Below are 12,045 nucleotides of genomic sequence, written 5' to 3'. Positions count from 1 at the left end.
CTATGTAAGTTTTTTGAGGGTTTAAAAGTTTAATAAGAAAGAATAGCCAATAAAAAAGCCTGTTTTGATTAAACAAAACAGGCTTTTAATTTATATTAAATAATTTTAATCCTGGAATTTCCAGCGAACAAAAGCTTCCATTGCTTCGTATTCGGCTAATCCCAAATCATCATAGGCTTTGGCCGTATCGCGGTTACGATCTTCGGCACGTTGCCAAAATTCCCGTGAATCGTCTCCAGGGAAAACAGCGCGGTCTTTCTGACTTTGATGTTTGAAAATTGCATATTTCTTGCGTTCCAGTTCTTGCGGACTGATTGGAACAGCCATTTCAATTTCATGAGTTTCAAATTCATGCCATGCACCGCGGTACATCCATAGCCAGCAATCTTTAGCCCAGCTTTCGGTTTTACGCAAACGATTTAAGGCTTCTAAAATAATATTGAAACAAACAATGTGTGTACCATGCGGATCTTCAAAATCGCCTGCAGCGAAAACCTGTTCAGGTTTTACTTTTTGCAATAAATCCATGGTTAATTCAACATCCAGGTTGGTTACAGGGTTTTTCTGGTTTTTGCCACTTTCGTAAAATGGTAAGGCCATAAAATGAATGTGGTCATCGTCCAATCCGCAATAACGGGCGCCTGCAATTGCTTCACCTTTTCTAATCAAACCCTTAACGGTTTGGATTTCCGGAGTATCAACCTGGTTTGGCTTTTTCTGCTCTATAAATGTACGCATGTTATGGTAAAGCTCTTTTAGCTTAGCGTTATCCATGCCCATTTTCTCTGTAAAATCTACATTAAACTCCACAAAACGTAAAGCATCATCATCCCAAACGGCTGTGTTTCCTGAAGTTTGATAAGCCACATGTACATCATGTTTCTGATCAACCAAACGGATAAACGTTCCACCCATTGAAATTACATCATCATCAGGGTGCGGCGAGAAAATAATAACACGTTTTTTCGCTGGTTCAGCTCTTTCGGGTCTTTGCGAATCGTCAGCATTAGGTTTACCACCTGGCCAACCTGTAATGGTATGCTGTAATTTATTAAAAATATGGATGTTGATGTTGTAAACGGGCCCTTTTTCAGTAGCCAGTTGCGCCATACCATTGTTGTTGTAATCGTCTTCAGTTAATTTTAAAATTGGTTTATTTAATGTATTTGCCAACCAAATAACTGCTTTGCGGATTAAGGCATCTGTCCATACACAATCCTTAACCAACCAAGGTGTATTGAAACGGGTAAGGTCTGTAGCTGCGGGTTGATCTAAAATAAATTCAACATTATCAGAAAGCTGCAGGTAGGTTGCCGGCACATCACCTGAAATTTCGCCTTCAACGGCTTTTTTAATAATTGAAGCTTTCTTTCTGCTCCAGGCCATTAAAATAATTTCGCGGGCTTTGAAAATTGTTCCAATTCCCATGGTAATTGCTTTTGTAGGCACAAAAGTTTTTCCACCAAAATCACGTGCCGCATCACGGCGTGTTAAGTCATCTAAGGTAACCAAACGTGTACCTGAGTTTGGAGCAGACCCCGGCTCGTTAAAGCCAATGTGACCGGTACGTCCAATACCTAAAATTTGAATGTCAAGACCACCTAAATCGCCAATTTTCTTCTCGTAATTTAAGCAGAAAGCCGGAATCTCTTCAAGGGCAAGTGTGCCATCAGGAATATGAACATTGTTTTTATCAATATCGATATGATCGAAAAGGTTTTCGTTCATAAAGGTAACGTAACTTTGCGCCGCATTTGGCTGCATTGGATAATACTCATCCAAATTAAAAGTAATTACGTTTTTAAAACTTAAACCCTCTTCTTTGTGCAGTCTTACTAATTCGGCATAAACTGCAATTGGGGTAACACCTGTTGCTAAGCCCAGTACGGCAGGTGTGTTGTTTGCTTGTTTGGTTTTAATGAGGTTCGCAATGCGATGAGCCACATTAACCGAAGCAATTTTTGGATTTTCGAATACGCTAACGGGCAATTTCTCGAAGCGTGTTTCCTCCAGTAGATTTAATCTAGCCATTTTATTTTATATGGTTTTTGATGTACGGAGCAGTAAATATAGGAGTTATGTGCCGTTTTTAATAAAGGTTTTTTACTTTTATTGCCGGAATTCTACAAAAATCATTTTGCCATTATAAACAAACGTTTGATCGTTTTCCAAAAAAAACTTTAAACCTATGAACAACCAGATACAAAACCTCTATTCAAAAGCAAACAAAGAAGAACGATTGATTATAGGCCTAATGTCTGGCACTTCAATGGATGGGTTGGATATTGCTCTTTGTTCGGTAAAAAGCCATGGAGCAGCCACTGAGATTAAAGTTTTGAACTTTAAAACCGGCGATTATACTGCTGATTTCAGGGCAAAGGTAAAAGCCGTTTTTTCTAAAAAAGAGGTTGATTTACAGTTGGTATGTTTAATGAATGAGTTAATTGGACTTACGCACGCTGAACTTATTAATGAAGCTTTAAAGGAATGGGGATATCAAAATTCGGAAATTGACTTTATTGCCAGTCATGGCCAAACAATTTTTCATGCGCCAAAGTCTTTGCACCAACTAAATGATTACCCCACCGGAACCCTGCAAATTGGAGATGGCGATCATATTTCTGTAAAAACGGGCATTATTACGCTTTCTGATTTTAGACAAAAGCATATTGCTGCAGGGGGCGATGGAGCCCCATTGGCCGTTTATGGCGATTACCTGATGTTTTCTGAAAGGGGTGAAGACCGGATTATGCTTAATATTGGCGGCATAGCTAATTTTACTTATCTGCCAGGCAATTTAAAGGCCAGCGAGATATTTTCAACGGATGTTGGTCCGGGTAATACTTTAATGGACCAGTATGTTCAAAAGCATTATAACCGGTTTTATGATAAAAATGCAGAAATAGCACGTTCGGGAAAGCCAGACGAAGCGCTTTTAAATGCACTCCTCGAAAATGCCTTTTTTGACTTGAATGTTCCAAAAACTACGGGGCCCGAATTGTTTAACCTGGATTATTTAATGGAAGCCCAGCAAAAATCATCAACAGTAAATTTAAGTGGCGAAGATGTGATGGCAACTTTATGCCATTTTTCATCCGAAACGATAGCAGGCCTACTTAAAACCTGTTTTGGCACAACACCAAAACTTAAAATTTATATGAGTGGTGGTGGTATGCATAATCCTTTATTGGTTGATTTGTTAAAAAAGAAACTACCTCAATCTGAATTTAAAGACACTGGAGATTTAAACATTGATCCTGATGCCAAGGAAGCCGTTTTGTTCGCTGTTTTGGCCAATGAAACTTTATGTGGCAGCCCAATAAATTTTGGCAACCGTAAGGGTATACCTTCGGTTTGTATGGGTAAAATCAGTTTGCCCGAATAAAATATTTGCTTTGCGGGGTATTTTATTAATTTTGCTTAATTCCTAATCACTAATATAACCTAAATTTTATGGAAAAATGTTACCTAAAACGGTCATCAAATTTTTTTCTAATTTTGATGATTCCACTGCTGTTGCTCTTATTTTCGGGAACGGCACAAGCACAAAATAAACGCTATACCATCAGTGGAAAATTATCTGAATCTCCCGGAGGAACCCCAATTCCTGGTGTAGTTGTTAAAATTCTTAATACAAGCTTAGCAACCAGTACCAATACCAATGGAGAATATTCTTTTGCTGTTGATTTGGCATCGGGAAAATATCAGTTACAATTTTCTTTCGTGGGGTATAAAACGCTTACGCAAACCATAGATTTGGGGAGTAACACTGCAGTTCAATTAAATGCCGCATTAAGTGGCGATGCCGTGGGTTTGGACGAAGTAATTGTAACCGGTACATCACAAGGAACAACCAGGAAACAGTTGGGTAGTTATGTAAGTACAATAAAAGGCGATGATTTAAATAAAGCACCAAGTGGAAATGTGCTATCATCTTTACAGGGTAAAACCCCGGGCGCACAAATTAGCCAAAACTCTGGCGACCCGGCGGGAGGAATGACCGTTCGTTTAAGAGGAATTAGTTCCGTTTATTCATCTTCAGAACCATTGTATATTATTGATGGAGTAATTGCAAATAATTCTACTACGAGAGTAACAAATACTTCATCAAATTATGATGGAAATAATTTTGTAGGATCTATAGGTCAAAATAGAATGGTCGATATAAGTCCTTCTGATATTGATCATATAGAAGTGTTAAACGGTGCTGCTGCTGCCGCAATTTATGGTTCAAGAGCAAATGCTGGCGTTATTCAAATTTTCACTAAACGTGGTAAAACAGGTGAACCTCAGGTAAGTTTTAATACGAGCTTAACCATTAGCGAATTAAGAAAACAAATCGAAGTAAATCAGGCGCCCACTAAATTTGGTGGTTCGGTAGATAGTTTTACACAAGATATTATCCAAACGGTAGGTACGCCACCGGTTTTATTAACCAATACAACTCCGGTAACCCGTTACAATTATCAGGATTATATTTTCCACACAGGCGTGGGTACTGATAATTCTGTTTCAGTTTCTGGCGGTAATGACAATACTAAATTTTATACCTCGGCTGGTTATTTTAGCAATCAGGGGATTATTAAAAATACTGATTTTACGCGGTACAACTTTAAAGCAAACCTGGATCAGAAAATAAATAACTGGGCAAAAATGACTGCCGGGTTTAATTATGTGCATAGTGATGCAAATGAAAAACCTGATGGTAATTCGTTTTTCTCTCCTATGAATTCGGTAACAATTATCGGAAACTTTCACGATATCTTTAAAAGAGATGCTTTAGGCAATTTGCTTGCTGTTGGTGAACGTGGCCGGGTTAATCCGGTTTCTGTAATCGAGGATATTAAGCAGCGTGAATTTTCAAGCCGTGTTATCGCCAATACCAGTTTGAAATTAAATCCTGTAAAAAACTTTACTATAGATTATACTATGGGTGTGGATAACACCATTCAAAATGGAACAACTTTTATACCTCCATTTGCCTATAATGTAAGTACAGGTTTTTATGGTGGCGGGCCTGCTTTAGATCCAACGTTAAATGGATATGCAAGTGCTGCAAATGCAACAACAACATTATTCAATAATGAATTGAATTTTACTTATGATGCTAAATTGACTTCGCTTTTAAGCTCTACAACGCAGTTGGGCGGATCTTACCAGTACCAAAAGGATTTATACAGCCTATTAAACGGACGTGGTTTGGCTCCATTTGTTGAAACCGTTAATGGGGCAAGTTCTATTTTGCCAAACATCGATCGTAGGTCTGAATTTTCTATCAGCGGTGCCTATTTACAACAGAATTTCAAGTATAAAGATCATTTGTTTGTAACTGGAGCATTAAGGGTTGATGAATCTACTGTTTTTGGTGAAGATAACCGTACGCAATATTATTTAAAAGGAAATGTGAGTTACGTTTTATCATCTGCCGATTATTGGAAGAATTTGGGCGTATCTTCTTGGTGGAACGCTTTTAAATTAAGAGCCGCTTATGGAGAATCAGGAAATTTAACTGGTATAGGCCCATACGATCGCTTTAATGAATATACGTCAAACCCTTTCGTAAGCAAAATCTCATTAGTTTCAAGCGGTCAGTTAGCGAACACGAATGTTAAGCCAGAGCGTCAGAAAGAGTTAGAGGTTGGAACGGATATGTCATTCTTTAATAATCGTTTGGGATTAACATTTAGCTGGTACAACAAAAAAGTAAAAGATTTATTAATTCCGGTAGTGATTGCGCCAACCACAGGTTTTTCAAGCTTGTTAGATAATGCCGGTTCGGTAGAAAACAGAGGTGTAGAATTAATGTTAACTGGCGTTCCTTTAAAAACTAAAGATTTTACATGGAATTCGACATTAATTTTCAATCGCAATAGAAATAAGGCAGTTGGTACAGGTGGTTTAAGGTTAATATCTACCAATCCGGGCGCACCAGTTGCTATTATTGACGGACAGCCTGTAGGTGTTTTTTACGGAACATTTTTTGCGAGAAATGCAGATGGAAGCTTGCTAACCAATGCAGCTGGTATTCCTCAACTGGAGAAAGGAAACCAAACATCAACAACCTCTTATCAGCCACTACGTGATGCAAATGGTTTGCCAACAGGAACAACTCTTCGTAAAGTATTAGGCGATCCAAATCCCGATTATACAGCATCCTTTGTAAACGATTTTACCTATAAAAAACTGAGTTTACATATTCAGTTAGACGCTGTGCAAGGAGGTGAGGTTTGGAATGCAGATTGGAGAACAAGACAAGGTGTTGGAAATGGTAAAGTTGCAGAGGCTGAAGATTTAGGTCAGTTACCAAGGGGTTATATTGCGGGTGTGTATGCAACTGAAGAATGGAGAATAGATGATGGCTCTTATGTAAAACTTAGAGAGGTTTCCTTAAGTTATAATATTGGGAAAGTGAAATTTTTTAAGGATTTAACCGTAAATCTAAGTGGACGTAATCTGGCTTCCTGGGATAAATACAAAGGATATGATCCGGAGTTAAATTCAGGTGGACAATCGACTCTTTTACGGAATATCGATTTTGGGTCAGTTCCAATTCCACGCACATTTTCTTTGGGCTTACAAGCTAAATTCTAATTCTTAAAATTATTCATCATGGAAAGTATCAAAACAAAATATTTATCATTCATTGTACTAATTGCAGCCTCAATGGCATTGCTGTCGTGCAAAAAAGAATACAAAGATCCCAACGGTGCTATTGCTGGAGATGTATTGTCATCTTCTAAGGGCTTAACTGGGGTGTCGGTAGGTTTGCAAAGAACATATACCATAAGCCGGCCAGGTTTATTGTTTAATTCTATTTCGGCAAATGGTTTTGTAACCAACGAAATATTTTTACTTAACTCGGGTAATATTCCCGAATTGCAGTTAACCACTGGAGGTAGTGCGGTAGATGGAACAAATTCTATTTTACTTAACTTATGGTCAAACGCAAATAAAATCATTTACGATGCAGATAACGTAATCAACAATGCGGCAAATCTTGCTGATAAAAGTTATGCATCAGGTTTAATTGCTTATTCGAGTATTTTTAAAGCGCTTGCCATTGGGAATATGTCTCAATACTGGGAAAAAGTTCCATCTGGAATCGGTAAAAATGTTAGTTTCATTACCAGGGTAGAAGGCTTTAATAAAGCCATTTCGGTAATCGATAATGCATTAAGTACCATTGCGGCCAACCCAATGAGCGCAACGTTTTTAGCTCAAATTCCTGCCGGAGTAGATGTTACCAATACGCTTTATGCATTAAAAGCAAGATATGCACTTTTTGCAGGCAACTATACTTTAGCATTATCGGCAGCTAACCTTGTAGATTTAACAAAGAAATCAAGCTTTAATTTTGATGCCATTACTTTGAATCCAATTTTTGAGGTCGCAACATCCACCAACAATGTTTTTCAGCCTACAAATGCAAATCTTGGATTAACAGGAGCATTTGTTCCGGATGCAAATGATAAGAGAATTCCATTTTACACCACAACGGCAGCAACCGCGCCTACGGTAAGAATTAGTGGATTTGGAGCCGCCGCGGCCACAGCTTATCCGATTTATTTGCCAGGAGAAATTACCTTAATTAAAGCAGAGGTTTATGCCAGGCAGCCTGATTTACCAAATGCTTTAATTGAATTAAACAAAGTGATTACTAAAACAGCGGCAATGGATCCATTTGGTGTGGGTGCCGCACTGCCGGCTTTAACCGGAACCTATACACAACAACAGTTATTGGATTTAATTTATCAAAACCGCTGTATTGAATTGTACATGTCAGGTTTAAAGATTGAAGATATGAGAAGGTTTAACCAGCCATTGGCTGATCGTAAACGTAACTTTTTTCCATATCCATTTCCGGAAAGAGATAACAATACAAATACACCAGCAGACCCTACGTTTTAGGAAAGCATAAAAAAGAGCGGCAAATTTTGCCGCTCTTTTTTAATAATGATGCCTGTATCAGTCTTATTTTATAAAATATTTACTTCCCTGGAGTTATAGCTCGTTAAGGCTTCATGTTTACTGTCGAGTTCGGTAATTAAATAATCGATACTTTCTATTGAGCAAACCTTTAGCCTCAAAGTAATATCCAGTTTTTCGGAGATGCACAGTACAGCCGACTTTTTTGAAGAAGCAAGCATGGCTTTTTTTAGTTGGTTAATTTCCCAGTCGGTATCCGTTAAACCTTCTTTTGGGTGTATAGCGCTCGTGCCCATTAAGCATAAATCAGCTTTTATTTCGGCAAGCTGCCCAATTACATGGCCGCCATAGGTAATTTGCGAATTTTTTGAAAATAATCCACCAATTAAAATTACTTCGATATTATTATATTTTGAAAGCTCTACTGCAACTAAAGGGCTAATGGTAAAAAATGTGGCTTGTAATCCTTTAGGCAATTGTTTTACAAATTCAAGTATAGTTGTTCCGCCGCCGGTTAAAACCACCATTCCGTCTTTAATCAGTTCTGTTGCCTTTTTTGCAATAATTATCTTGCTGTCGCGGGCATAAACGGTGCTGTCATCAAAAGAACTGTGATAAGATTTGGATAATGCTCCACCATGCACCTTGAAAAGCAGGCCGTCATCAACCAGTTCCTGCAAATCCCGTCTAATGGTATCTTCAGATACATTTAGCAACTGAACCATATCAGAAGTTAGCACGCGGTTGTGCAAGTTAATCTGTCGCATTATAAAATCATGACGTTCTTTTTTAAGCATAAGGCATTTGGTTTTAACGAATGTATAAAAAGATTTTAATCTTTTTTAAAACTTGCGTGTTTTTGCGTTTTTATGCAATAAAATGTTGTGTGTTAAGGAGAAAAATCTTTCTTGTTTGTTTTTTTATTGGAAAACATTTATGATATTAGCTAAATATTGGAAAAAAATGCGTTATTATGCGTGTTTGGCAAACAACTAACAAAACAACTAAACCATTTAATCAAATCCTAATCGACAGTTTATGAGAAAAAAACTACTCTTAATTTTTATCGGTACGTTTTTGTTGCTGGCTCACGCCATTGCGCAACAAATAACCGTTACAGGTAAGGTTACGTCAGACGACGGGCCTGTACCTGGAGTTTCCATCAGAGTAAAGGGAAGCACCGTAGTATCACAGACCAATAGCGATGGTGTTTACTCTATAAAAGCGCTAAAAACAGATGTACTTACCTTTTCTTATATAGGTTATGCTACTCAGGAGCGTTCCGTTGGCGGCAATACTTCCATTAATGTTGCACTCAAATCTGATGCTAGTAATCTTCAAGAGGTTGTAGTAACAGCATTTGGTATTTCAAGGCCAAAAGATGCATTGGGTTATTCGGCACAAACATTAAAAGGTTCTGAAATTGCAGATACGCAAAGAGATAACTTTTTAAATGCTTTACAAGGGCGGGTTGCAGGTGCAACTATTACCCCTACCACCGGAACACCGGGAGCCTCTGCAACAATGGTTATACGTGGAGGTGTTTCTTTAGATGGTGATAATCAACCTCTATTTGTAATAGACGGTTTACCTATTTCAAACCGTACTTTTAGTGAATATAACTTAGTAGGTCAGGGAAGTTTTAACCGTCAAAATGATTATGGAAACAGAGCGATGGATATCAATCCAGAGGAAATAGAATCCCTTACCATTTTAAAGGGCCCTGAGGCTTCTGCTTTATATGGTACAGAAGGTGCATCAGGTGCTGTTGTAATTACAACAAAAAGAGCAAAGGCTGGTACTGCAAGGGTAACTTATAGTAATTCTTTCAGACTTGAAAATACGTATCGCTATCCAGAAGTACAAAAAGTTTATGGAGGAGGAGCAGGAGGTATATTTGATGAAGAACAACGTACCCGTACATTTTTCGGATCGAAATACCCACCAAACAAAACTATGTATGATAATATTGGAAATTTTTACAAAACCGGTTTTACTCAAAAACATAATGCAACTATAGAAGGTGGTAGTGAAAAACTATCGCTTAGAACAACCGTTAGTTATACCGATCAAACAGGGGTTATTCCGGGTACTGGTTATAATACCATCAATGGAAAAATTACCGGAACATCGAAAATTAGTGATAAAATAAGCATGACTGCTTCACTAAATCTAATATCATCAAGAACAGATAAAACTTATAAAGGGGTTAGTAGTCCAATGTTAAGTGCATTATCATGGCCATTAACTGATGATATGAGAAATTACCTAACACCATTAGGCGAAAGAAGAACAGTTGCCGGTAGTTTGGGAGGAGAGTTAGATAACCCATATTGGGGCGTAGAAAGAAACCCAAATTATGATAAATTAAATCGTGTTTTGGGTAATATCGGTATAGATTATACCCCAACAAAATGGTTAAGCATTTCTGCAAGAGCAGGAGCTGATATTTTTTCTCAAACAGGTTTATCAGCATATGATGTTCAATCTTATGAATCAAATAAACCAGCAACAACAAACTCAGGTGGTGGTTTAAATACATATAGTGCAAATGAGCGTTTAATTAATGCTTCATTTATTGCTACTGCTAAAAAGGACTTTGGAAAGTTTAAACCTGTTATTCGTATTGGAACAGATATTAAAGATGATTCATACCAGGTAAATTCTCAATTTGGCACACGTTTCTATCAGGCCAACTTCTTCAGCATGAATAACGTTGATCCAACAACGCAAAGAGTAGCTTTTACAGATGAGTTGAAACGTAAAGTTGGTTTTTTTGCAAATGCTGAATTGGGGTATGATGATTATTTATATTTAACTTTAACAGGAAGACAAGATCTTTCATCTACTTTACCACAAAAAAACTATAGCTTCTTTTATCCGGCAACATCATTAAGTTTTGTGTTTTCAAATCTGGAATCAGTTAAAAATTTAGGATGGTTGTCTTACGGTAAATTAAGAGCTTCATGGGGCCAATCTGGAAAAGATGCAAGAGCAGCTTATATTACCAATAACAAACTAATTGCACAACAAACAACCGGTGGTGGTTATGCCTTAGATGCTACTATGGGTAATCCAAATCTGGAAGCAGAGTTTACAACAGCGAAAGAAGCAGGTATTGAATTAGGTTTCTTTAAAAATCGCTTATCATTTGATTTTACTTACTTCCATAATTTATCTGATAAGCAAATTACAGCACCACGTTTAAGTTATGCTTCAGGAGCGGTACTTCAATATATTAACAGTGGAAAAATTCGTGTTCATGGATTTGAATTGTTAGTGAAAGGAACGCCAATTAGAACAAAAGATTTTAGTTGGGATATTTCGGCAAATCTTTCTCGTTCACGTGGTAAAATTTTATCTCTACCGGCTAATCAGGATGCATTTTACATATCAGACAGTTGGTTGTTTGATAACGTAAGAGCACAGTATGCAGTTGGAACTTCTATTTCAGCGTTTGCTGGTATAGATTATTTACGCAACAAAGATGGCCAATTATTGATTAATCCAACAAATGGAATGCCTATTAAAGATGTAAACTTTACGCAAATGGGTGATAGAGCACCAGACATTTCCATAGGCTTAACCAACAGCTTTACTTATAAAAACTTTAATCTCTCTTTCTTACTTGATATTAGAAAAGGTGGTGATATCTATAATGCTACTGAATTATATCTGTATGCTAGAGGTTTATCTAAGTTAAGTGTCGATCGTGAGGAGCCTCGTATCATTGCGGGTGTAATGAGAGATGGTTTAGAAAACTCAGCAAATCCAACTAAAAATAATGTAGTTGTTATACCTTACATTACGACATCATATTACTCAACTTTTTATAATACAGCAGATTTTCTTCAAAAGGATGTGAACTGGGTAAGATTAAAGGACATTACTTTAAGTTACAATCTTCCAAAAAGCCTTTTCGAAAAAAGTCGTGTATTTAAAAGCGCCAATGTATTTGTTACCGGAACAGATTTATTATTAATCACCAATTATAAAGGTGTAGATCCATCTGTTAATGGGCTAAGTGCTGCGGCAGGTGGTTTAGGTGGAACAGGAATTGATTTTGGTTCTGTAGGTTTGCCAAGAGGCTATAATTTAGGTGTTAGAGTTGGTTTTTAA

General features: G+C 37.4%; 6 protein-coding genes. 4 read left to right on the top strand and 2 right to left on the bottom strand.

Features of this window, described 5'->3' with window-relative positions:
• Positions 1 to 105 precede the first annotated feature (105 nt).
• Positions 106 to 2,031 (bottom strand): glucosamine-6-phosphate deaminase, encoded by a 1,926-nt coding sequence (nagB, locus tag R2Q77_RS03250; RefSeq protein WP_316802269.1) that lies wholly within the window; start codon positions 2,029 to 2,031, stop codon positions 106 to 108.
• Positions 2,032 to 2,188: 157 nt separating this feature from the next.
• On the opposite strand from nagB, the gene R2Q77_RS03245 reads away from it, so the two are divergent.
• The 3 genes from R2Q77_RS03245 (at position 2,189) to R2Q77_RS03235 (ending at position 7,908) form a co-directional block, all read left to right on the top strand.
• Positions 2,189 to 3,385, top strand: a complete 1,197-nt coding sequence (locus R2Q77_RS03245; protein ID WP_316802268.1) for an anhydro-N-acetylmuramic acid kinase — start codon at positions 2,189 to 2,191, stop codon at positions 3,383 to 3,385.
• 116 nt (positions 3,386 to 3,501) lie between these two features.
• Positions 3,502 to 6,591 (top strand): SusC/RagA family TonB-linked outer membrane protein, encoded by a 3,090-nt coding sequence (locus R2Q77_RS03240; protein ID WP_316802267.1) that lies wholly within the window; start codon positions 3,502 to 3,504, stop codon positions 6,589 to 6,591.
• A gap of 18 nt (positions 6,592 to 6,609) precedes the next feature.
• A complete protein-coding gene (locus R2Q77_RS03235) occupies positions 6,610 to 7,908 on the top strand; it encodes a RagB/SusD family nutrient uptake outer membrane protein (protein WP_316802266.1) in 1,299 nt (432 codons plus the stop codon).
• Between the two features lie 68 nt (positions 7,909 to 7,976).
• Here R2Q77_RS03235 and R2Q77_RS03230 read toward each other — a convergent pair whose 3' ends face one another.
• Positions 7,977 to 8,723 carry a DeoR/GlpR family DNA-binding transcription regulator gene (locus tag R2Q77_RS03230; RefSeq protein ID WP_316802265.1) on the bottom strand — a complete coding sequence of 249 codons (747 nt, stop codon included), beginning with the start codon at positions 8,721 to 8,723 and terminating at the stop codon, positions 7,977 to 7,979.
• Positions 8,724 to 8,964: 241 nt separating this feature from the next.
• On the opposite strand from R2Q77_RS03230, the gene R2Q77_RS03225 reads away from it, so the two are divergent.
• A complete protein-coding gene (locus tag R2Q77_RS03225) occupies positions 8,965 to 12,045 on the top strand; it encodes a SusC/RagA family TonB-linked outer membrane protein (protein WP_316802264.1) in 3,081 nt (1,026 codons plus the stop codon).

The organism is Pedobacter nototheniae, from assembly GCF_032678625.1.
GTDB lineage: Bacteria > Bacteroidota > Bacteroidia > Sphingobacteriales > Sphingobacteriaceae > Pedobacter > Pedobacter nototheniae_A.
This window is presented reverse-complemented; position numbering and strand designations above follow the sequence as displayed.